This window comes from Pseudomonas sp. GW821-FHT04C07 (assembly GCF_059420325.1).
Window position 1 is genome coordinate 32,218 of record NZ_JBWKTM010000009.1, and the last position, 21,294, is coordinate 53,511.

Below are 21,294 nucleotides of genomic sequence, written 5' to 3' on the forward strand. Positions count from 1 at the left end.
TCCGGAGGATCTATCGGGGGTTCAGACAAGCGCCTTGCAGCGCTTATCGGCTCAGCTTATTGGCAAGCTTCGCAATCCGGCTCGTCGATAGCGCAGGCTTTTGGCACTGGCGCGGGACCGGCAGGAGCTGCCAGTACCGAATCGTCACCGTGGTTGCCGCCGCTGGAAACAGCGTTCAGCTTGCTGGTGCTGATGGTCGACTTCTCGGTGCTGGTCGCGGCCAGGGCACGGAGGTAGTAAGTGGTTTTCAGGCCACGGTACCAAGCCATACGGTAGGTCACGTCAAGTTTCTTGCCCGATGCGCCGGCGATGTACAGGTTCAGCGACTGAGCCTGGTCGATCCACTTCTGACGGCGGCTGGCGGCGTCGACGATCCACTTGGTATCCACTTCGAAAGCAGTCGCGTAGAGCTCTTTGAGCTCTTGCGGGATGCGTTCGATCTGCTGCACGGAACCGTCGTAGTACTTCAGGTCGTTGATCATGACCGAGTCCCACAGGCCGCGGGCTTTCAGGTCGCGAACCAGGTACGGGTTGATCACGGTGAATTCGCCCGAGAGGTTCGATTTCACGTACAGGTTCTGGTAGGTCGGTTCGATCGACTGCGATACGCCGGTGATGTTGGCGATGGTAGCGGTCGGTGCGATGGCCATGATGTTGGAGTTACGAATACCTTTCTGTACGCGGGCACGGACCGGTGCCCAGTCCAGGGTTTCGTTCAGGTCGACATCAATGTACTTCTGGCCGCGTTGTTCGATCAGGATCTGTTGCGAATCCAGTGGCAGGATGCCTTTGGACCACAGCGAACCCTGGAACGTCTCGTAGGCGCCGCGCTCATCAGCCAGGTCGCAAGAAGCCTGGATCGCGTAGTAGCTGACGGCTTCCATCGACTTGTCGGCGAACTCGACGGCTGCAGTGGAGCCGTACGGAATGTGCTGCAGGTACAGCGCGTCCTGGAAGCCCATGATGCCCAGACCGACCGGACGGTGCTTGAAGTTGGAGTTCTTCGCTTGTGGCACCGAGTAGTAGTTGATGTCGATCACGTTATCGAGCATCCGCACGGCGGTGTTCACGGTGCGTTGCAGCTTGGCGGTGTCCAGCTTGCCGTCAGTGATGTGGTTCGGCAGGTTGATCGAGCCGAGGTTGCAAACAGCGATCTCGTCCTTGTTGGTGTTCAAGGTGATTTCGGTGCACAGGTTCGAGCTGTGAACCACGCCAACGTGCTGCTGTGGGCTGCGCAGGTTGCATGGGTCTTTGAACGTCAGCCATGGGTGACCGGTTTCGAAGAGCATGGAGAGCATTTTGCGCCACAGGTCTTTGGCCTGGATGGTCTTGAACAGTTTGATCTTGCCCGGGTACTGGGACAGGGCTTCGTAGTACTCGTAACGCTCTTCGAAGGCCTTGCCGGTCAGGTCGTGCAGATCCGGTACTTCGGACGGCGAGAACAGGGTCCACGGACCGTCATCGAAGACGCGCTTCATGAACAGGTCAGGGATCCAGTTGGCGGTGTTCATGTCGTGGGTACGACGACGATCATCACCGGTGTTCTTGCGCAGCTCGATGAACTCCTCAATGTCCATGTGCCAGGTTTCCAGGTAGGCACAGACAGCGCCTTTGCGCTTGCCACCCTGGTTCACGGCCACTGCGGTGTCGTTCACCACTTTCAGGAACGGTACGACACCCTGGGACTTGCCATTGGTACCCTTGATGTAAGAGCCCAGCGCGCGAACCGGAGTCCAGTCGTTGCCCAGACCGCCAGCGAATTTCGACAGCATGGCGTTGTCATGAATGGCGTGGTAGATGCCCGACAGGTCATCCGGCACGGTGGTCAGATAGCAGCTCGACAGCTGTGGACGCAGGGTCCCGGCGTTGAACAGGGTAGGTGTCGAGGACATGTAGTCGAAGGACGACAACAGGTTGTAGAACTCGATGGCGCGGTCTTCTTTGTTCTTCTCTTCGATCGCCAGGCCCATGGCCACGCGCATGAAGAAGATCTGCGGCAGTTCGAACCGGATGCCGTCCTTGTGGATGAAGTAACGGTCGTACAGGGTTTGCAGGCCCAGGTAGGTGAACTGCTGATCACGCTCGTGGTTGATCGCCTTGCCGAGCTTTTCCAGGTCGAAGGTGGCCAGAACCGGGTTCAGCAATTCGAACTCGATACCCTTGGCGATGTACGCCGGCAGCGCCTTGGCATACAGATCGACCATTTCGTGATGGGTGGCGCTTTCGGCAACTTCGAGGAAGCTCAGGCCTTCGGCACGCAGGGTGTCCATCAGCAGGCGAGCGGTCACGAAGGAGTAGTTCGGCTCACGCTCAACCAGGGTACGTGCGGTCATCACCAGCGCAGTGTTGACGTCTTTGAGCGCCACGCCGTCGTAGAGGTTCTTCAGGGTTTCGCGCTGGATCAGATCACCGTCGACTTCTTCCAGGCCTTCACAGGCCTCGGTCACGATAGTGTTCAGACGACCCATGTCGAGCGGCGCAAGGCTGCCATCGGCGCGGGTGATGCGGATCGATGGATGGGCTTGTACCGGCTCGTCGGTGGTGGAGCGGGTGGCGCGCTCTTTGGAGCGGGCATCACGGTAGATCACGTAGTCGCGAGCGACTTTCTGCTCGCCGGCACGCATCAGGGCCAGTTCGACCTGGTCCTGGATTTCTTCGATATGGATAGTGCCGCCCGATGGCATGCGACGCTTGAAGGTCGCGGTGACTTGTTCGGTCAGGCGGGCAACGGTGTCGTGGATTCGCGACGAGGCAGCGGCGGTGCCGCCTTCAACTGCGAGGAACGCTTTGGTGATGGCGACGGTGATTTTGTCATCGGTGTAAGGAACGACAGTGCCGTTACGCTTGATCACGCGCAGTTGGCCAGGCGCCGTGGCGGACAGATCCAGATTCGAATCAGTGGCCTGCGGCGCGGTGCCCTGCGGGTTCTCGCGAGTTGTGTCGGTTTGCATGGGTGTCTCCACGTTCTCTATGTTTGTTTGGGCACCGTCACGGTGCCCACCGTTCTGTCCTGAAGCACTACAACCGACAAGCGTCGGGCATAACGACTTCGGGACAGTAGGAAGGAGCTCTTTCGGGCGTCGCTTCCATGCCGAAGTCTTTGGTTTGCAGCCACAGGGCTCAAAACCGAATTCCTGATGGGTGACAGTATTTGTACTGCAACACCCGTACCGTTTTCGCGGCCAGAGGCTGGAAAACAGCTGCCATCCGCACACGCGGTTTGGTCTTCTGAAAAAGTGTTTAGTTCAACCAAGCAGGAGCAAGAAAAGCTCTTGAGTTTCTTGTCTGATTTGTGTTTGGTTTTTTGTGTGAAACCCTACATGTAGGGTTTTTTTGTCGTTGGGCTACAAGATAATGCGTTTTGGGGGGCGATTGCAACGTGCTACCTGTGGATAAAGCTGTGCGTAAATTGTGTATGAAACCGCCAAACGCAGTGTAGGCCGCGACAGCACTGGAGTAGACCGTTTGTCACTGAATTTTGCCGTTGAAAACAGCCTTGGACGGATTTTTGCGGGCGCGAACCCTATCACAAAATAACGCAGTTACCGAGCGCATTTACCTGCTTGTATTTTCAAGGGGAGCCGTTGCTACAATCGCCCCATCTATATGCAGTCTTATCCACCCAAATCATTACAAAAAGACGGGTGGATCCTTCCTGAATGTGGTTTTGCCAAGAAGAGGTCACCCGTGGAGCAAGAAGCCTGGCAGGTATTGATTGTCGAGGATGACCAGCGTCTGGCTGAGTTGACCCGCGAGTACCTGGAGAGCAACGGTCTGCGGGTTGCTATCGAAGGTAACGGTGCGCTGGCCGCGGCTCGGATCATTGCCGAGCAACCGGACCTGGTGATCCTTGATCTGATGCTCCCTGGCGAAGACGGCTTGAGCATCTGTCGCAACGTGCGTGATCGTTATGACGGGCCGATCCTGATGCTGACCGCGCGTACCGACGACATGGATCAGGTGTTGGGCCTGGACATGGGCGCCGATGACTACGTCTGCAAACCGGTACGCCCGCGCTTGTTGCTGGCACGGATCCAGGCTTTGCTACGCCGCAGTGAGCCACCTGAAGCGGTGGCTCCTGAAAAGCTCAGGCGTCTGCAGTTCGGCCCGCTGGTGGTGGACAACGCACTACGCGAAGCCTGGCTGCATGACAACGGCATCGAGCTGACCAGTGCCGAGTTCGATCTGCTGTGGTTGTTGGTGGCCAATGCCGGGCGGATTCTTTCCCGCGAAGAGATTTTCACCGCGCTGCGGGGCATCGGTTACGACGGTCAGGATCGCTCCATTGATGTGCGGATCTCGCGCATCCGTCCGAAGATCGGTGATGACCCGATTCATCCGCGGCTGATCAAGACCATTCGCAGCAAAGGTTATCTGTTCGTCCCCGAAGCTTGCGTAGACGTAGTGCTGTGAACTCGATTTTCCTGCGTATCTACGGCGGCATGTGCGCAGCGCTGATTCTGGTCGCGGTGCTTGGCGTACTGGCCTTGCACCTGCTCAATCAGGTGCGCAGTGAGCAATACCGCGAGCGCCTGGCGCACGGTACGTTTTCGTTGATGGCCGACAACCTGCAACCGATGAGCGAGATCGAGCGGCACCGGGCGTTGGTGGTGTGGGAGCGTTTGTTGGGGATTCCTCTGGCCTTGCAGACCTTCACTCAAACCAGCCTTGACCTGAGCCAGCGCAATCGCGTGCAGCGAGGTCAGGTGCTGGTGGAACAGACCGGCCCGCACGCGGCGAAGGTCTATCGATTGGTCAGCGATAAAGAGCAACTGCTGCTGACCGGTGAAGTAAAGCAAATCAGTGAGCAACTGGCGCGGGCAACGATTTACCTGTTGGCCGATGAGCTGGTGCGTTACCCGGTCGCCGAGCAACCGCAGCGCCTGGCGGCGCTGAAGGCAGACAAGGGCTTTGGCTTTGAGCTGCAACTGGTCACCCTCGATCAGGCAGATATGGATGAGGACCAGAGTCGCCGGGTCGCCGAAGGCGATACGGTGATGGCGCTGGGCAAGGGGGGCGATTCGATCCGGGTGTTTGCCGGAATGGTCGGGACGCCTTGGGTGTTGGAAATCGGTCCGCTGTATCAGATGAACCCTTATCCACCTGAATGGCTGGTGTTGATAGCTGCGCTTGGCTTGAGCCTGATCGGTTTGATTGTGTATTTGCTGGTGCGGCAACTGGAACGGCGTTTGAGCGGTCTGGAATCGGCTGCGACGCGGATCGCCAAGGGCAGCCTGGAAGCCCGGGTGCCGGCTCGCGGTGCCGACTCGATCGGGCGTCTGGCGGCCGCATTCAATGGCATGGCCGAGCACTTGCAGCGCCTGTTGGCGATTCAGCGCGAGCTGGTGCGGGCCGTGTCTCATGAGTTGCGCACACCGGTGGCGCGTTTGCGTTTTGGTCTGGAGATGATCGGTGCTGCCACCACACCGCAAGCGCGGGAGAAGTACAGGGTGGGCATGGACAACGATATCCAGGACCTCGATCGGCTGGTGGACGAAATGCTCACCTACGCACGCCTGGAGCAAGGCTCGCCGGCACTGAATTTCCAGCGGGTCGATCTGGATGCCTTGGTCAATCAGGTCATCAGCGAGTTGGCGCCTTTGCGAGCTGAGGTCAAGGTCCAGCGGGGCATTTGTCTGTCTGCCAACGACTGTGATGACGCCTGGGTCGAGGCCGAGCCGCGCTACTTGCATCGAGCGTTGCAAAATCTGCTGAGCAACGCCATGCGTCACGCCGAGTCGCAGGTGTTCATCAGCTATCAGGTCGGCCAGCAGCGTTGTCGGCTGGATGTCGAGGACGATGGTCCCGGGGTTCCGGAAACCGCCTGGGAAAGAATCTTCACGCCGTTCCTGCGCCTGGACGATAGTCGCACCCGCGCCTCCGGTGGGCATGGCCTGGGGTTGTCGATCGTGCGGCGGATCATTCACTGGCACGACGGCCGGGCGCTGATCAGCAAGAGCAAGAGTCTGGGTGGGGCGTGTTTTAGCCTGAGCTGGCCACGGCATCAGGAGAAGCGTTGAGTTTGGTCCCTGGCATATCTATTGGCTGTTAGATCGCCATCGCGAGCAAGCTCGGCTCCTACAGGGCATATAGGTTGTGCCCATATCCCGCGACCAACACAAATCCTGTAGGAGCCGAGCTTGCTCGCGATGGCGGCCTGACAGACACTAAAAATCTCTTAGGCCTCAATGCTGACCAGACTCAGCAACTGCCCATCCCCTGTACAATACTGCGCATCAAGCTCACTGCCGTTGCGCCATTCGCTGGAGAGGTCAGTCAGCAGGCGCAGACGGGCATGCCCGTTTTCGTCCCATTCAAGCACCTCGGCATGCTCGAAATAGAAGCGTTGCTGGACGATCGGGTAGAGCGCCTTGAACAGGCTTTCTTTCACTGAGAACGTCAGGGTCACTAACAGGGCGATCTGTTCCTGAGGGGCGCTGGCCATGCGTTGCAACTCGGGCGGGGTGAGGATTTCTCCGGCCAGTCGCTGGGCGCGCTCTGTATTGAGCAGGTTTTCCAGGTCCATCCCCAATCCGCGCCAATGTTCCTTATGCGCAACAATGGCTGCAGCCCGGCCGGTGCTGTGGGTGATCGAACCGCAGATGTGCGCCGGCCACACCGGTGCGCGATCCTCACCAATGGCCGGGATGCAGTCGAGCCCTTCAAGCTGCTGCAAGGCGGCCCGGGCGCAGAGGCGTCCGGCAAGAAATTCGGTTTGGCGCTTGGCCACCGAACGTTGAATGCTCGCGGGCGGTTCGATAGCGCAGCGCTGGAAATCATCAGGCGCCAACTGTGACGGATCGAAGTGAGTACCGAGCAGCACTGTGTGCGGCAGAACGACAGGCAACGGCCAGTGGGCATCGAGTGGAGTGCAACAGGCGGGAAGTGCGGAGGGCGGATTCATGTCGGGCATTTTGCCGGGTTGCGTTCAGGCTGGGTAGTAGCCTGATGCGATCCCTGTGGCGAGGGAGCTGGCTCCCTCGCCACGGTACTGATGCCTGGCTCGGAATTTTCTTGCTTGCGGGCATATCACCCAAAGATCTTCTTGAAGAAAGCCTGCATATCCGCCCATGAGTGTTCATCGGCGGCCTTGTTGTAGCCAATGTCCGGCCCGCCATGGTCGCCGTGACTCAGGCGATCGGCGTCCGGGTTGCTGAAACCGTGTTTGGCGCCTTCCAGGCTGACGAATTTATAGTCGGCGCCAGCCTTGTCCATTTCGGCCTTGAAGGCGCTGACGTTGTCTGGCGTGACCATGCTGTCCCTGGCGCCGTGCTCAACCAGCAGTTTGGCCTTGACGCTACCGGCTGTGGCCGGGGTGTCAGTCATCAGCGCTCCGTGGAAACTCACCACACCGGCCAGTGGCACGCCCCGGCGTGCGGCATCCAGCACGATTTTGCCGCCGAAGCAGTAACCGATGGCGGCGAGTTTGTTCGGGTCGGTCTGCGGCTGCTTTTTCAATAAATCGAGCCCGGCATTGAAGCGGGCGCTGGCTGTCGCGTTGTCTTTCAATGCCGCCTGCATAAAGGCCTTGGCGTCGTTCGGATGCTCGGTATTTTTACCTTCGCCATACATGTCGATGGCCAGCGCGCTGTACCCCAAAGCGGCGAGGTCACGGGCGCGGCGCTTGGCATAGTCGTTGAGCCCCCACCATTCATGAACCACGACGATGCCGGGGCGAGCGCCCTGAATGCTGTCGTCATAGGCGTAGTAGCCGATCAGCCGGGTGCCATCGGAGCCCTGATAGGGGATTTCCTGGGTCTTGATCGCCGCCTGGCTCAGCCCGCTCAAGGCCAATAATACGAAAGCAAGGAACACGCGCATGGTCAGTTCTCCTTTGAAAGACGTCCAGACAGCGTAGTCGATTTGGTTCAGCTCAGGTTCAGAGAACGTTCAGGGGGAGTTCAGGGGCAGGTGGTTAACCTTGCAGCAGTTTTCGCAGAACACTTCAGCTGAACTGGGTTACCGTTATAAGCGATCAGGGCGCGATGAAGCGCCCTTGGAGAGTCGATTTTGCCTGGAAGAGCTTTATGAAACTGCTGGTTGTCGAAGATGAGGCGCTGCTGCGTCATCATTTGCAAACCCGACTCACGGACAGTGGTCATGTGGTCGAGGCGGTGGCCAATGCCGAGGAGGCACTGTACCAGACCGAGCAGTTCAACCATGACCTGGCGGTGATCGATCTCGGCCTGCCGGGCATGGGCGGTCTTGATCTGATCCGCCAGTTGCGCTTGCAAGGCAAGACGTTTCCGATCCTGATTCTTACTGCCCGCGGTAACTGGCAGGACAAAGTAGAAGGGCTGGCCGCTGGCGCCGATGACTATGTGGTCAAGCCGTTCCAGTTCGAAGAGCTGGATGCGCGGTTGAATGCGCTGTTGCGCCGCTCGAGCGGGTTTACCCAGGCGACTATCATCGCCGGGCCCTTGTTGCTTGATCTGAATCGCAAACAAGCCTCCCTCGATGAACAGCCGCTGGCCTTGACTGCCTATGAGTACCGGATCCTCGAGTACCTGATGCGTCATCATCAACAGGTGGTGGCCAAGGACCGCCTGATGGAGCAGCTCTATCCGGATGACGAGGAGCGTGATCCGAACGTGATCGAAGTCTTGGTCGGGCGCTTGCGACGTAAACTGGAAGGGCCGTCCGGGTTCAAGCCGATCGATACCGTGCGCGGTCTGGGCTATCTGTTCAACGAGCGCTGCCGGTGATCCGTTCGCTACGCTTGCGCTTGATGCTGGCGGCGACGACCCTGGCCGTGCTGTTCATGCTGGCGCTGTTGCCGGCCATGCAGGGGGCGTTCAGCCTGGCATTGCAGGATTCCATCGAGCAGCGCCTGGCCTCGGATGTGACCACGCTGATTTCTGCGGCGCGGGTCGAAAACAATCGTCTGTTGATGCCGGAGCAGTTGCCGGATGAGCGTTTTAATCTCACCGACAGCCGTTTGCTCGGTTACATCTATGACCGCGAAGGGCATCTGGTCTGGCGCTCGAGAGCGACCAAGGAAGAAAACATCAACTACACGCCACGTTACGACGGGCGTGGCAGTAAGTTTGCGAGGATTCGTGAGGCCGATGGCCAGGAGTTCTTCGTCTATGACGTCGAGGTCAAATTGCTCGGCGGTAAAAATGCGGCGTTCAGTATTGTTGCCCTGCAACCGGTGCGTGAGTACCAGCTGACGCTGGAAGGGCTGCGGGAAAATCTCTATCTGGGTTTCGGTGCCGCATTGTTGGTATTGCTGGCGCTGCTCTGGATTGGTTTGACCTGGGGTTTGCAGGCATTGCGGCGCTTGAGTCAGGAGCTGGACCAGATCGAGGGCGGGACCCTTGAAAGCCTCAGTGAAGAGCACCCTCGTGAGCTGCTGCGATTGACCGGTTCGCTGAACCGCTTGTTGCATAGCGAGCGCGAGCAGCGCAGTCGTTATCGGGATTCTCTGGATGACCTGGCCCACAGCTTGAAAACCCCGTTGGCGGTCTTGCAAGGGGTGAGTGAGGACATGGCTCAGCGACCGCAGGGGCGGGATCAGGCCAGGGTGCTGCAAACCCAGATCGAACGCATGAGCCAGCAGATCAGCTATCAATTGCAGCGCGCGAGCCTGCGTAAAAGTGGCCTGGTGCGCCATCAGGTCCGGCTACGGCCGGTGCTGCAAAGCCTTTGCGATACACTGGACAAGGTCTATCGCGACAAGCAGGTGCGGGTTTCCCTGGACCTGTCGCAGCATTGCTATGTGCCGATCGAGCAGGGCGCCTTGCTCGAGATGATGGGTAACCTTTTGGAGAACGCCTACCGTTTATGCCTGAGCGAGGTACGCATCAGCGTGCGGGAAGCCTTGAGCGGCATCGAGTTGTGCGTGGAAGATGACGGCCCCGGCGTACCGTCGGGCCAGCGCGCACGGATACTTCAACGAGGAGAGCGCCTGGACATACAGCATCCGGGACAGGGCATCGGTCTGGCGGTGGTCAAGGACATCATCGAAAGCTACGGCGCGCGGCTGACGCTGGATGATTCGCCGCTGGGCGGGGCAGCGTTCCGGATTCATTTTCCGGTGGTTTGAATGCACCTCACCTAGCAGATTGGCTGAATCGGTAAAGGTCGTGCGCTCAATTCTCCTGGGCGCGATAAGCCCCAGGCGTCAGACCGGTCCATTTCTTGAACGCCCGGTGGAAGGCCGAGGGCTCGGAAAAACCGAGTTGCTCGGCGATCTGTTGCAACGACAGATCGGCGCGTCCCAAGTGGTAAATCGCAATGTCGCGGCGCAGTTGGTCCTTCAACTCCTGAAAACTCGAGCCTTCCTCCCGCAAATGCCGGCGCAGGGTCTGTGGGCTGATGTGCAGGTGTTGAGCGACTGTTTCAAGATCGGGCCAGTGTGAGCTGTCACGGCTGAGCAGGCGCCGCAATTGGCTGCTCAAACTGTCACCGTCATCTGGCCGTGACAGCAGATCGGCTGGCGAGCGTTCAAGGAAGTGTTTGAGCGTGCGTTCGTCTTGCAGCACAGGCATGCTCAGGTAGCGACTGTGGAATAGCAGGCTGCTGTTTGGTGTCGAGAACACCAGCGGGCAAGGGAACAGCAAGTCGTATTCGGCGCTGTGTTCGGGTTTCGGGTAGCTGAATGTGGCTTGCTCCAGGCGAATGCGCTGGCCGATCAGCCAACTGCCCAATCGATGCCAGATCACCAGCAAGCACTCGCAGAGGAAGTGGTCGGGGTCCCAAAACTGCGAATCGTCCAGGCTCAGGCGGGCCATTTCGCCCTCGCGGGTCAGGCTCAGACGCGGAGCCTCGGGGAATAGGCTATAAAATAATAAGCCGCGATTGAGTGCTTTTTCCAGGTTGCGGCAGTGAATCAATGCGTGGCACATCATGGCGAAGGTGCCGCGTTTACTGGGGCCATGGCCAAACCCCAGGTATTCGTCATCGAGCGCCTGCCAGAGCAATTGCAACAAGCCAGTGAATTGCTCGGGCGCGAGGCGTGCTTTGGGCTCCTCCAGCAACTCTGCGCCGATGCCCAGTTGTTGCAGCAAGCCCGAATAGTCAAAGCCCTGCCTGCGCGCTCCGCCGAGGGCGGCACGGGCGAAATGGCTGGCGATGGTACGTTCGCGCATAAGGGTAGGTCCGTCCATTGAGGGGGCGATGTTAGCCACGCCCCTGGCGATGGACAAGGCGGATATCCGCCAAATTGCAGGATGATGGCCGGTCGATGGGCGGATATCCGCCACTTTGGCCAGGAGGAATGTTCCGGTTAGTTTTGCTTACCCCTTATGCCTAAAGGCTTTCAGGGTTTTTTCCGCAAGGTGGCACGGGCTTTGCGGTAAGGGTGAGAGATCTGCCAGCGCGCAGCTCGACAAAACAAATCCCTCCAGTGCAGGAGGGTTCGCACTGTAGGTGTCGTGGGCGTCAGAGGGATGATTGCCGGGCGACATTCTTGAGGAACTTTGCAATGACGACTCGTCAGCCATTTTACAAATCCCTGTATCTGCAGGTGATCGTAGCCATCGCTATCGGTATTCTGATCGGCCATTTCTATCCTCAGACAGGCGTGGCGCTCAAGCCGCTGGGTGACGGGTTCATCAAACTGATCAAAATGATCATCGCGCCGATCATCTTCTGCACCGTTGTCAGCGGTATCGCTGGCATGCAGAACATGAAGTCGGTCGGCAAGACCGGCGGTTACGCGCTGCTGTACTTCGAAATTGTTTCCACCATCGCTTTGCTGGTGGGTCTGGTCGTGGTCAACATCGTCCAGCCGGGTGCCGGCATGCACATCGATGTGAGCACGCTGGATGCCTCCAAGGTCGCTGCCTATGTGGCTGCCGGTGCTGATCAAAGTGTCGTTGGCTTTCTCCTGAACGTCATTCCGACCACCATTGTCGGCGCATTCGCCACCGGCGATATCCTGCAGGTGCTGATGTTCTCGGTGATCTTCGGTTTCGCCCTGCATCGCCTGGGTTCCTACGGCAAGCCGTTGCTGGACTTCATCGATCGCTTCGCCCACGTGATGTTCAACGTCATCAACATGATCATGAAGCTCGCACCAATCGGTGCGTTGGGCGCCATGGCCTTCACCATCGGTGCCTATGGCGTCGGTTCGCTGGTGCAACTGGGCCAGCTGATGCTCTGCTTCTACATCACCTGCGTAGTGTTCGTGCTGGTGGTGCTGGGCGGTATCGCTCGTGCTCACGGCTTCAGCGTGATCAAGGTGATCCGTTACATCCGTGAAGAGCTGCTGATCGTACTCGGCACTTCCTCTTCGGAATCCGTGTTGCCGCGCATGCTGATCAAGATGGAGCGCCTGGGTGCGAAGAAATCGGTAGTGGGTCTGGTGATCCCGACCGGTTACTCGTTCAACCTCGACGGTACTGCGATCTACCTGACCATGGCCGCGGTGTTCATCGCTCAGGCGACCGACACACACATGGACATTACTCATCAGATCACCTTGCTGGTGGTGCTGTTGTTGTCCTCCAAAGGCGCCGCTGGCGTGACCGGTAGCGGCTTCATTGTGTTGGCCGCCACCCTGTCCGCCGTTGGTCACCTGCCGGTTGCCGGTCTGGCACTGATCCTCGGTATCGATCGCTTCATGTCCGAAGCCCGTGCCCTGACCAACCTGGTGGGCAATGCTGTTGCGACCCTGGTTGTGGCCAAGTGGGTCAAGGAGCTGGACGTAGACACGCTGCATGTCGAATTGGCTTCCGGTGGTCGCGGCATTACCAACGTCCGTGACGAAGACGATCTGGTTGTGGCTGAAAGCCCAGCCACAACCCCGACCTCAACGTCCGTCAAGTAAGACCGCGTTGTAATGAAAAACCCGCTTCGGCGGGTTTTTTCATGGGCGCGGTTTGAGCGCAACGGTCAGTCCAGCTGATGCTTGCGGTGATTGCCGTGGGCTTGCCAGCTGCCTACTCTGGAGGTAGTCGATCTGGATTGTGGAGCGTTCATGCAAGGTCCTCTGGCATCACTCAAAGTACTGGATTTTTCCACCTTGCTGCCAGGGCCGTTCGCCTCGCTGTTGCTGGCGGACATGGGCGCCGAGGTATTGCGCATCGAGTCGCCGGCCCGCATGGATTTACTGCGCGTGCTGGCGCCCCATGATCAGGGCATATCCGCCAGCCACGCCTACCTCAACCGCAATAAACGCAGCGTGGCGCTGGACCTCAAACAGCCCGCGGCGCTGGACGTGGTCAAGCAACTGGTGCAGGACTACGACATCGTTCTGGAGCAGTTTCGCCCAGGTGTCATGGAGCGTCTTGGGTTGGGTTATGAAGCCTTGAAGACGATCAATCCAAAGCTGATTTATGTCTCGATCACCGGCTATGGTCAAACCGGCCCGTACAAGGATCGCGCCGGTCATGACATCAACTACCTGGCCCTGGCCGGGCTGGCCAGTTACACCGGGCGTCAGGACAGCGGGCCGTTGCCGTTGGGAATTCAGGTGGCGGACATTGCCGGTGGGTCGCTGCATGGGGTGATTGGTCTGCTGGCGGCAGTGATTGCCCGTCAGCACAGCGGGCTGGGTCAGCACCTGGACGTGAGCATGACCGACTGCGCCTTCAGTCTTAACGCCATGGCCGGTGCTGGCTATCTGGCCTGCGGTGTCGAGCCCGAATGGGAAAACCAGATGCTCAACGGCGGCAGCTTTTACGACTACTACCGCACTCGTGATGGCCGCTGGCTGTCGGTGGGCAGTCTTGAACCTGCATTCATGCGGCAGCTCTGCGCGGCGCTGGGGCGCCCGGAACTGGTGGGACAGGGCTTGTCGCCCGAGCCCGAACAGCAGCAGGCGCTCAAGCTGGAGTTGCAGATTGAGTTCGAGAAGCATGCCTTTACCGAGTTGTGCGAGTTGTTCGCAGGTGTCGATGCCTGTGTCGAGCCGGTGCTCAGCCTGGCCGAGGCCTTCGAGCATCCCCAGTTGAAAGCGCGGGAACTGGTCAGCCAGGTGCCTCGGGTCGATGGCAGTACGCAGTCGCAGATGGCCTGTCCGTTGAAGTTTTCAGATGGATTACCCGAGCCTCGGCATATTGGTGCGCAGTTGGGCGCGCATACCGATGAGGTTTTGAGGGAGTTGGGGTATGGCGCTCAGCAGATTGAAGAGCTGCGTAGTGCCAGGGTGATTGGTTAGCGCCCTGGCGATGAGGCCGGTGGAGCTATTAGAGAGAGGGTGAAAAGTCGACAGCTTCACTCCACCCGCATTTCCCCACTGAACACCAGTGTATGCCGGCACCTGCGGCACAGATAACGCCGGCCCTGTTTGACCAGGCTGTGGCGCTGGGCCGAGAACGGGAAGTCGCTGTCAGCGCAAGGACAGCGGTAGATGTAACGGGTCACGTTGCGGCGTTTGATCGCGTAGGTGTGGCAGCGGTTGGGCGGTAACTCGTACACCCCGCGCATGATCAATTGCCACTCTTCGCCATGGGGCTGGATGCGCTCGCCGAACAGCTGATGGGCGATCAGGTGCGCGACTTCGTGGGCCACGGTCTGCTTGAGGAAGTCTTCGCTGTTTTCCCGGTACAGCTGCGGGTTGAAGCGCAGCAGATTTTCGTGCAAATGCGCGACGCCGGCTTTCTGGCCGCGCAACTTGAGGCTGACCGCGGGGCGTTTGAAAGGTCGTTTGAAAAAGGATTCGGCTTGTTGGAAGCAGTGTTCGACGCGGGTATTGAGTTGCTCGGGCATGCTGTACGGATCTCCAGAGGTGCCGAGTATGCCGCAAACCACGCGCATTCCGAATCGCTCAGGCGCCGAATGGTCAGCGTATCAATAGAAGGCCGCCTTGCGGCGGCCTGTTGTGTTGGCAGAATTCTATTTTTTTTTTTGTGACGATGTCAGTTGCCCGCGTCAGTTGGTATAGACCGGACCAACGCCCAGGCCCCAGACAATCACGGTGAAAGCCATGATCGCGACCAGCACGACCAGCCCTACGGCCAGCACCGAGCTTGAGAAGAGAAAACCCTCATCCGATGGAATGTTCATGAAGGTCGGTAAGCCCACATACAGCAGATACACTGTGTAGCAAATGGCCGCAGTACCGACGAACATTCCCAGCCACATGTGCGGGTACAGCGCCGCAAGACCTCCGACAAACAGCGGCGTAGCGGTGTAGGTGGCAAACGCGACGCAACGGGCCAGACTCGGACTGGCATCATAGGTACGCGCCATCCAGTGAACGAAGGCGCCCATCACGGCTACGCCGCCGAGCATGGCCAGATAGGACATGATCGTCATCCACAGTGCACTTTCCTGAGTGAGCATGACTGGAGCGCGGCTACCGATGACCCAGCCGACACGAGTGGTACCGATAAAGGCTGAAATCGCTGGAATCGCTGCGAGAATCAGTGTGTGGGTGAGGTACATATGGCTGATGCTTTCCTCTGCATCGCCACGGATTTCTCGCCATTCTTGATCAGGGTGGGTGAAGAGCCCCACAACGTGATGGATCATGCCATTCACTCCTTTTGCTATTACCATCGCCCCCCAAACGGAGCGCCTACGGGCCAAGCGGCCGAAGTAAGTAAAGGTCTCTATATGTGTACGACCTTATGTCGCAGTATAGGAAGGAGTTGCCGGCAAAGGTGCGGCCCTTTAGAGCAAATCGCGCTGTAAACGCGAGGCTTAATCGCTGCATCTTCTGGAAACATGCAGGTTCTGTGGCGAGGGAGCTTGTCCTGCATCTACGGTTACCCCCTCGCCACAGGGCGTGCGCCAGCCTTACCGGGTTTACTCATGGGCAGACTCTTCGCCCACGCAGAGTTTTTGCGTAAAATGCCGGCCTTTCGTCATACCTCGCGGATTTCAAGCGCCATGGGCACTCTTACGGTCAACCAGAACAAACTGCAGAAACGCCTTCGCCGGCAGGCCGGTGAAGCCGTCGCCGATTTCAACATGATCGAAGAGGGCGACAAGGTCATGGTCTGCCTGTCCGGCGGCAAGGACAGCTACACCATGCTCGACGTGCTGATGCATCTGCAGAAAGTTGCACCGATCAAGTTCGAGATCGTCGCGGTGAACATGGATCAGAAGCAGCCGGGCTTTCCAGAGCACGTGTTGCCGGCCTACTTGAAAGAGTTGGGTGTGGAATATCACATCGTCGAAAAAGACACGTATTCGGTGGTCAAGGAGCTCATTCCTGAAGGCAAGACCACCTGCTCGCTGTGTTCACGCCTGCGCCGCGGCACGTTGTATACCTTCGCCGATGAAATCGGTGCGACCAAAATGGCCCTCGGTCATCATCGCGACGACATCGTCGAGACCTTCTTCCTCAACATGTTCTACAACGGCTCGTTAAAGGCCATGCCGCCCAAACTGCGTGCCGATGACGGTCGTAACGTGGTGATCCGGCCGCTGGCGTACTGCAACGAGAAAGACATCCAGGCGTATTCCGACTTCAAGCAATTCCCGATCATCCCGTGCAACCTCTGTGGTTCTCAGGAAAACCTGCAACGTCAGGTGGTCAAGGAAATGCTTCAGGAATGGGAGCGCAAGACCCCGGGTCGGACCGAAAGCATCTTCCGCAGCTTGCAGAACGTTATCCCTTCGCAATTGGCGGACCGTAACCTGTTCGACTTCACCAACCTGCGGATCGACGAAACCGCAGCTTCGCGGTTCGTCAATGTGCTGAACCTCTGATGGATCGAGAGGCCTGCCAGGCCTCTCGATTTATCACTCAAGGGGTCGTTGCTTTGGGGAGAAACGCAACGCTGCCGTAGTCACGATTGTGGAACATCCGCTCACCATTGTTAGGTTTAGTGAGAATCACCTGATGGTCGGCGGTCAGGTAGTTCAGCGGCAGCTTATCCGCATCCTTATATTGCGCGATGATGATAGTGCGCTGCGGATCCCAGCGCTGACCGCTGTTTTTTTCCAGCCATGCCATGAGGGTTGCGCTATCGCCTTCACGCGGAAAGTCGTCGGTATCGCGAACGTAATAGTACGGTGCCCCCTGATTCTGGATGTACATAGGCAGTTTGTTATCAACCTCGACCATCACCATGCGCCACTGATTCCAGGGTGCACTCTTGCTGGCCTCGGCGCGTACGTCCGCGCTGAACTGGACGACCCCGCCGCCGAGATTGGTCCACGGGTAGATGATGCCCAGCACCACGATCAACAGCGCCGCTGCCGCACCGAAGCCCTTTTTCCAACCAGGGCCGCTGACCTTGCCGGCGGCGCGTTTTTCGTCAATTCGGCGGGTGACCCACCAGGCCGCTAACAGTTGGGCGAACGGCACCAGTGGCAACACATAGTAACTACGCCGGCTGCCGCTGGCGGTGAAGAACAGGAACAACAGGCCCAGGCCCCAGATCAGCCAGCGGGTGTTGGGTTCGGTTTGCCGCCAATTGCGTACCGCCAGCCACAGCCCGAGTATCCAGAACGGCGCCCAAGGCAATGTATAGACCGGGAGGTAGATCAGATAGGTGTAGATCGGTCCGAACTGGTCGAACGGCTGGAAGAAACGCACCACGTTTTCCCGGAACACCAGGCCCAGGCCGCTCGCGCCGTAAGTGGGGGCGCCGTAGAGGTGCGAGAGTATGAACGGCACCATGTACACCAGGCCGGCGATCAACACGGCCAGGCACAGTCGCAGGTTGAGGTGGCGTTTCCAGCGATTCTCGCTGAGCAGGTGCGGCAACAGCACCAACCCCGGCAAAATGAAGCCGATCAGACCCTTGAGCAGCGAGGTCGCTGCCAGCAGCAGGAAGAACACGGTGTAGCGGCCCAGTCGGGTGTCATTCGGGTCGCGCCAGTACCACCAGACGGCCGCGAGTATGCCGAATACAGTCAGGATATCGGCCGTCGCAACCCGTGCCCAAAAGATGAAATAGAAGGTTGTCGCCAGCATCCACCCGGCGATCAGGCCGGTGCCTTTGCGAAACAGCTGCTCGCCGATCAGATAGATCAGCCAGATACTCAGCCAGGCGGCGATGACCGAAGTCAGGCGTAGTGACCAATTACCCAGCCCGCCCATCAGCCAGGCAGTGGCGGTAATCAGCCAGTAAGAGGGGAGTGGCTTGTCGTAATACGGCATGCCTTTGAGGTAGGGATCGAAGTAGTTACCCGTCTGCATCATTTGCAGCGCGATGTTCGCCCAGCGGGTTTCCGCCCCCCAGAGCTCTCTCGTCCCCAAACCCAACAACAGAAGCAGTGCTGATACGCCGAGCAACAGCACCAGCGCTTTCTTGTCGCTGTTCCATAGCTTCATTTGAGTATTTCCAAGGGCGACAAATGGGCCCGTCTAGAGTGAAGGCCCCCATGGGGGGCCGTGAATGATAGATGCGCCAAGGCTAAGCAGTTCGTCATGTCTTCGATTCGTCAGGGATATGCGAAAGCCGTGTCATCGGGAATCAGGCAAGGTCATGGCTGACTCTGAGGGAAGATCAGAATCACGAGATTGCCCTGCTCGTAACGCTTGCCGCCCACAGGCAGCAGTTCGACCTCCTGTATCTCCTCCACGTTCTTGACTCGCATGATCACGCCAACCGAGCCTTGTTTGAGGGCATCGGTCATCCATTGCTGGACGCTCTTGGTGTCAACCAGACGGTTGACCGAGTCAGGATAAGTCAGGCCGTATTTCAGTTCGCCAGCGGTGTTAAACAACTCGACTTCAGGACGCTTCAGGCTCCAGGCAAGAGCAGACGCGGCCCCCAGATCGTTACTCAGCAGTTTTGTGGTTTGCTTGAGTTCTTCGATGTGTTCGTTGATGAACTGGTCGGGCATCTTGTTATGAACAATGCTGTTGGGCATGCCGGCAGGCAACAAGGCGATCAGCAGCCAGATGCCCAGGGCTGGTGCGGCCCACATGGTCAATGGTCTGACGGCCTGCAGCATGTTGGCCATGATCCAGCCCATCAATACGATGAATGTCAGCGACAGGCTCATCATTTCTTGCTGCCCGTAAACCGGCTTGGTCAATTGCAGATAGATCAGCGCGAGCAGCGAAACCGTACCGATGACAAGATTGAGCAACCCATTGATACGGATAGCGCGGCCTTGCGTTTGTGTGATCCGGTCGATCAATGTGTTGCCCATCAGTACCGCCAGCGGCAGCAGGCACGGCATGATGTAAGTCGGCAGTTTGCCTCGGCTAAGGCTGAAAAATGCCAGCGGCAGCACCAGCCAAAGCAGCAGGAAACCGGTGCCCGCTTGCTGTTTGCTCTTCCACGCTTGCGTGAATGTAGAAGGCAGCAATGCCGCCCAGGGCAGGCTGGAGACCACTAGCATCGGCAGGTAGAACCACCATGGGCGAGTGTGCTGGGCATCCTCTGCGGAGAAGCGACGAATGTGTTCATTCCAGAAGAAAAACCTCCAGAAGTCGGGTTCGTGAGCATGAATGCTCAGCACCCAAGGCAAGCTGACGATGATTGCAACGATGACGGCCAGCGGACCGTAGCGCAGCAGTTCCCCCAGGCGCCGTTGCCAGAGCATATAGGGCAGGGCGATCAACGCCGGCAGCAGCCAGGCGAGAAACCCCTTGGTCATGAAGCCCATGCCGCAGGCGAAGCCAAGTACCGCCCATGACGTCAATCGGGCCCGCTGTGTGGTGCTGTCAATAGCAAACCACAACGCCACCAGGCTCAAGTTGACCCACAAAGTGAATTGCGGATCGAGATTGGAGTACCCGGCTTGACCGGCGATGAGGCCGAAGCTCATGTAAAGCAAGGCCGAAGCAAAACTCTTGCGCGGATCATTCCAGAGGCGTCGGGCGATCAGGTACGTCAACAGCACGCTCAGCCCGGTGCTCACAGCAGAAGCGATGCGGACTCCGAACAGGTTATCGCCGAATATCGCCTGGCCGATGGCAATCATCCAATAGCCGGCGATAGGCTTCTCGAAATAACGAATGCCCATGAAGTGCGGGGAAACCCAATCGCCGCTCAGCAGCATCTCCTGGCTGATTTGGGCATAACGGGGTTCGTCTGGAATCCACAGCCCGTGAGAAGCCAGTGGCAGAAGATAGAACAGGCCAAAGGCCAACAGCAGTAATGGCAACGCCCAACGTCTAATCATGCGCTTTGTGCTCCCAGGCAGTCTTTGTGATCGTTCAGGGCGCTGCATGGCAGCAGACCCTTGGGCAAACTGTCGATGCGTGTTGGCAGCAGGTTGCCGAAGCAGTGAAGATGAGTGTCACGCTGACTGGTGTGGGTCGCCAGTGGGCGAAAATCGTTAGCCATCAGAATCCGTTCTACCTCTGTATATGTTGTTTTAGAATTTTGGTGTTCTGCCACTCAGACCTTTAAAGGCATGCCTGAAGCCTGAATGTGCCACAGACTAAAGGTTCGACTTACTCAAGAGAACTCAAGCGTCTAAACAAAAAAGTCGGGTGGCTCAGCGCAAATAATTACGTTTCCAGAGCATGTGCTCGCAACCTGCGAGTTTCGTCGCGGCGCATGTTTACGAATAAGCGATCATTGAAGTTGCTGTCGTAACGCGGTTGTTAGTAGCGAATCCTGAGGCGTCGAATAAAGTCTGGCACGTCCGGTCCGCCATTTTACTGATGGGGCATGATTGTGCAGCGATTAAAAATAGTAACAAATTATTTGACGACTTTTTTTAGTGTGGACGCCCAATCTTGCTCATTCATGACACCCAGCACATTTAGTTGGCCGCCCGCTCCGACAGAGACGAATAGGGAGCTGGTGTACTCGCTTGTAGGCGCATGTTTAAAACCCAGCTGACTTTCGAGGTCGCTGATGCATCCACTGTGGGTAACCAACACAAGATTGCGATGGGCGACTTTATGGGCGAGCGCGTCATCTGACAGGGGCTTGCCGCAGCTGGCCAGCCAGTCTTGAGCGGCGGCTGCTTGTCCGAACATGGACTGCGATGTCTGCAGTGTGCGGGTCGCCGGGCTGCTGAGTACATCGGCGTTCACCATCCCGATGGTCTGGAAGGCTTTACCCACTTCTGCCGCGGCGATGCTGCCGACACGGGTAATGCCGTCTGCCGGGCCGAGGCAGGGATTACTGGAACGGTCGCAGCGTTCAGCATGTCTGACCAGTACGATAACGTCTCCGGCCTTCCAGTGTTCATAAACACCGGCGGTGTTCATGTGGTTTCCCTCTCCCAGGTTCAACGGCGTTTTTGGCCATAACACGAATCCGGTGGCCAGAATCAAGCTGACCGTGGCGATGCCAGCCCCAAGTAGCAGTTTCTTGAGTCTGGTTGTCATGACTCGTTTCGATGGCGACCCGGCCGGGACAGAATTAACCAAATTGTTCACCCTTGTATGATTTTCAAACGAAAACTTTCAGTGCGCGCGAAGACCCTGGACAGTGACCTGAACGCAAATCTAGGGCAAGCCAGGTGGGGGATTGG

The 21,294-nt window shown here is 58.2% G+C and carries 17 protein-coding genes; 7 read left to right on the plus strand and 10 right to left on the minus strand.

Annotated elements, in window-relative coordinates:
* Positions 1-56 precede the first annotated feature (56 nt).
* Positions 57-2,951 (minus strand): ribonucleoside-diphosphate reductase subunit alpha, encoded by a 2,895-nt coding sequence (locus AC07UI_RS17385; protein ID WP_494993662.1) that lies wholly within the window; start codon positions 2,949-2,951, stop codon positions 57-59.
* Between the two features lie 736 nt (positions 2,952-3,687).
* Between AC07UI_RS17385 and AC07UI_RS17390 the strand changes: the two genes are divergently transcribed.
* On the plus strand, positions 3,688-4,413 hold the full coding sequence (locus AC07UI_RS17390; protein WP_494993663.1) for a response regulator: 726 nt from the start codon (positions 3,688-3,690) through the stop codon (positions 4,411-4,413).
* On the plus strand, positions 4,410-6,020 hold the full coding sequence (locus AC07UI_RS17395; protein WP_494993664.1) for an ATP-binding protein: 1,611 nt from the start codon (positions 4,410-4,412) through the stop codon (positions 6,018-6,020). Before AC07UI_RS17390 ends, AC07UI_RS17395 begins: the two co-directional genes overlap by 4 nt.
* A gap of 158 nt (positions 6,021-6,178) precedes the next feature.
* Here AC07UI_RS17395 and AC07UI_RS17400 read toward each other — a convergent pair whose 3' ends face one another.
* Entirely contained in the window at positions 6,179-6,904 is a 726-nt protein-coding gene (locus AC07UI_RS17400) for a 4'-phosphopantetheinyl transferase family protein (RefSeq protein ID WP_494993665.1), read from the minus strand.
* A 125-nt stretch (positions 6,905-7,029) separates the two neighbouring features.
* Positions 7,030-7,821, minus strand: a complete 792-nt coding sequence (locus tag AC07UI_RS17405; RefSeq protein ID WP_494993666.1) for a dienelactone hydrolase family protein — start codon at positions 7,819-7,821, stop codon at positions 7,030-7,032.
* Between the two features lie 206 nt (positions 7,822-8,027).
* On the opposite strand from AC07UI_RS17405, the gene AC07UI_RS17410 reads away from it, so the two are divergent.
* Together AC07UI_RS17410 and AC07UI_RS17415 are read left to right on the plus strand one after the other, a co-directional pair.
* Positions 8,028-8,705, plus strand: a complete 678-nt coding sequence (locus AC07UI_RS17410; RefSeq protein ID WP_494993667.1) for a response regulator — start codon at positions 8,028-8,030, stop codon at positions 8,703-8,705.
* Entirely contained in the window at positions 8,702-10,048 is a 1,347-nt protein-coding gene (locus AC07UI_RS17415) for an ATP-binding protein (protein WP_494993668.1), read from the plus strand. Before AC07UI_RS17410 ends, AC07UI_RS17415 begins: the two co-directional genes overlap by 4 nt.
* Before the next feature lie 46 nt (positions 10,049-10,094).
* Here the strand turns inward: AC07UI_RS17415 and AC07UI_RS17420 are convergent, their stop codons facing one another.
* Positions 10,095-11,093, minus strand: coding sequence for an AraC family transcriptional regulator (locus AC07UI_RS17420; protein WP_494993669.1), 999 nt, complete (start codon positions 11,091-11,093; stop codon positions 10,095-10,097).
* A gap of 335 nt (positions 11,094-11,428) precedes the next feature.
* On the opposite strand from AC07UI_RS17420, the gene AC07UI_RS17425 reads away from it, so the two are divergent.
* The gene (locus AC07UI_RS17425; protein ID WP_494993670.1) at positions 11,429-12,775 is read left to right on the plus strand and encodes a dicarboxylate/amino acid:cation symporter; all 1,347 of its coding nucleotides are present in this window, start codon (positions 11,429-11,431) and stop codon (positions 12,773-12,775) included.
* Positions 12,776-12,925: 150 nt separating this feature from the next.
* A complete protein-coding gene (locus tag AC07UI_RS17430; protein ID WP_494993671.1) occupies positions 12,926-14,107 on the plus strand; it encodes a CaiB/BaiF CoA transferase family protein in 1,182 nt (393 codons plus the stop codon).
* Positions 14,108-14,163: 56 nt separating this feature from the next.
* On the opposite strand, the gene AC07UI_RS17435 is transcribed toward AC07UI_RS17430, so the two are convergent.
* Together AC07UI_RS17435 and AC07UI_RS17440 are read right to left on the minus strand one after the other, a co-directional pair.
* Positions 14,164-14,658, minus strand: coding sequence for a SprT family zinc-dependent metalloprotease (locus AC07UI_RS17435; protein WP_494993672.1), 495 nt, complete (start codon positions 14,656-14,658; stop codon positions 14,164-14,166).
* A gap of 162 nt (positions 14,659-14,820) precedes the next feature.
* Positions 14,821-15,423, minus strand: a complete 603-nt coding sequence (locus AC07UI_RS17440; protein ID WP_494993673.1) for a Yip1 family protein — start codon at positions 15,421-15,423, stop codon at positions 14,821-14,823.
* Between the two features lie 360 nt (positions 15,424-15,783).
* On the opposite strand from AC07UI_RS17440, the gene ttcA reads away from it, so the two are divergent.
* Positions 15,784-16,608 (plus strand): tRNA 2-thiocytidine(32) synthetase TtcA, encoded by an 825-nt coding sequence (gene ttcA, locus AC07UI_RS17445; RefSeq protein WP_494993854.1) that lies wholly within the window; start codon positions 15,784-15,786, stop codon positions 16,606-16,608.
* Positions 16,609-16,645: 37 nt separating this feature from the next.
* On the opposite strand, the gene AC07UI_RS17450 is transcribed toward ttcA, so the two are convergent.
* The 4 genes from AC07UI_RS17450 to pmrG form a co-directional block, all read right to left on the minus strand.
* Positions 16,646-18,181 (minus strand): ArnT family glycosyltransferase, encoded by a 1,536-nt coding sequence (locus tag AC07UI_RS17450; protein WP_494993674.1) that lies wholly within the window; start codon positions 18,179-18,181, stop codon positions 16,646-16,648.
* Positions 18,182-18,333: 152 nt separating this feature from the next.
* Entirely contained in the window at positions 18,334-19,986 is a 1,653-nt protein-coding gene (gene arnT / locus AC07UI_RS17455) for a lipid IV(A) 4-amino-4-deoxy-L-arabinosyltransferase (RefSeq protein ID WP_494993675.1), read from the minus strand.
* Positions 19,983-20,150 carry a hypothetical protein gene (locus tag AC07UI_RS17460; RefSeq protein ID WP_494993676.1) on the minus strand — a complete coding sequence of 56 codons (168 nt, stop codon included), beginning with the start codon at positions 20,148-20,150 and terminating at the stop codon, positions 19,983-19,985. Before AC07UI_RS17460 ends, arnT begins: the two co-directional genes overlap by 4 nt.
* 362 nt (positions 20,151-20,512) lie before the next feature.
* Positions 20,513-21,148, minus strand: a complete 636-nt coding sequence (gene pmrG / locus AC07UI_RS17465; RefSeq protein WP_494993677.1) for a lipopolysaccharide core heptose(II)-phosphate phosphatase PmrG — start codon at positions 21,146-21,148, stop codon at positions 20,513-20,515.
* Positions 21,149-21,294 lie beyond the last annotated feature (146 nt).

Coding starts and splice junctions, on each gene's coding strand:
- AC07UI_RS17435 (WP_494993672.1), bottom strand. CDS start 14,658: ATGCCCGAGCAACTCAATACCCGCGTCGAACACTGCTTCCAACAAGCC.
- AC07UI_RS17420 (WP_494993669.1), bottom strand. CDS start 11,093: ATGCGCGAACGTACCATCGCCAGCCATTTCGCCCGTGCCGCCCTCGGC.
- AC07UI_RS17400 (WP_494993665.1), bottom strand. CDS start 6,904: ATGAATCCGCCCTCCGCACTTCCCGCCTGTTGCACTCCACTCGATGCC.
- AC07UI_RS17410 (WP_494993667.1), top strand. CDS start 8,028: ATGAAACTGCTGGTTGTCGAAGATGAGGCGCTGCTGCGTCATCATTTG.
- AC07UI_RS17450 (WP_494993674.1), bottom strand. CDS start 18,181: ATGAAGCTATGGAACAGCGACAAGAAAGCGCTGGTGCTGTTGCTCGGC.
- AC07UI_RS17425 (WP_494993670.1), top strand. CDS start 11,429: ATGACGACTCGTCAGCCATTTTACAAATCCCTGTATCTGCAGGTGATC.
- ttcA (WP_494993854.1), top strand. CDS start 15,784: ATGGGCACTCTTACGGTCAACCAGAACAAACTGCAGAAACGCCTTCGC.
- AC07UI_RS17405 (WP_494993666.1), bottom strand. CDS start 7,821: ATGCGCGTGTTCCTTGCTTTCGTATTATTGGCCTTGAGCGGGCTGAGC.
- arnT (WP_494993675.1), bottom strand. CDS start 19,986: ATGATTAGACGTTGGGCGTTGCCATTACTGCTGTTGGCCTTTGGCCTG.
- AC07UI_RS17430 (WP_494993671.1), top strand. CDS start 12,926: ATGCAAGGTCCTCTGGCATCACTCAAAGTACTGGATTTTTCCACCTTG.
- AC07UI_RS17440 (WP_494993673.1), bottom strand. CDS start 15,423: ATGATCCATCACGTTGTGGGGCTCTTCACCCACCCTGATCAAGAATGG.
- AC07UI_RS17385 (WP_494993662.1), bottom strand. CDS start 2,951: ATGCAAACCGACACAACTCGCGAGAACCCGCAGGGCACCGCGCCGCAG.
- pmrG (WP_494993677.1), bottom strand. CDS start 21,148: ATGACAACCAGACTCAAGAAACTGCTACTTGGGGCTGGCATCGCCACG.
- AC07UI_RS17460 (WP_494993676.1), bottom strand. CDS start 20,150: ATGGCTAACGATTTTCGCCCACTGGCGACCCACACCAGTCAGCGTGAC.